This window comes from Sphingomonas sp. CCH5-D11, from assembly GCF_001557395.1.
GTDB lineage: Bacteria > Pseudomonadota > Alphaproteobacteria > Sphingomonadales > Sphingomonadaceae > Sphingomonas.
The window spans coordinates 1-354 of the sequence record NZ_LSKH01000339.1 but is presented as its reverse complement, the minus strand read 5'-3'; the positions used below and the strand labels follow the sequence as shown (position 1 = coordinate 354).

Below are 354 nucleotides of genomic sequence, written 5' to 3'. Positions count from 1 at the left end.
CATCCGCGTCTGCGTCGGCGTCGGCGTCAGCATCCGCGTCGGCGTCGGCGTCGGCATCCGCGTCAGCGTCAGCATCCGCGTCGGCGTCAGCATCAGCATCAGCATCAGCGTCCGCATCCGCGTCCGCGTCCGCGTCGGCGTCTGCGTCAGCATCGGCGTCTGCGTCGGCGTCGGCGTCTGCGTCGGCGTCGGCGTCGGCATCCGCGTCAGCGTCTGCGTCTGCGTCTGCGTCTGCATCTGCATCTGCGTCGGCGTCGGCGTCGGCATCAGCATCAGCATCAGCATCCGCATCCGCATCTGCGTCAGCGTCCGCATCGGCGTCAGCGTCGGCATCTGCGTCAGCGTCAGCATCCG

The 354-nt window shown here is 69.5% G+C and carries 1 protein-coding gene; it reads right to left on the bottom strand.

The window, feature by feature from the left end; translation table 11 throughout:
* A partial coding sequence (locus AX702_RS20620) for a hypothetical protein (RefSeq protein WP_197420708.1) occupies window positions 1-354 on the bottom strand: 354 nt, incomplete at both ends.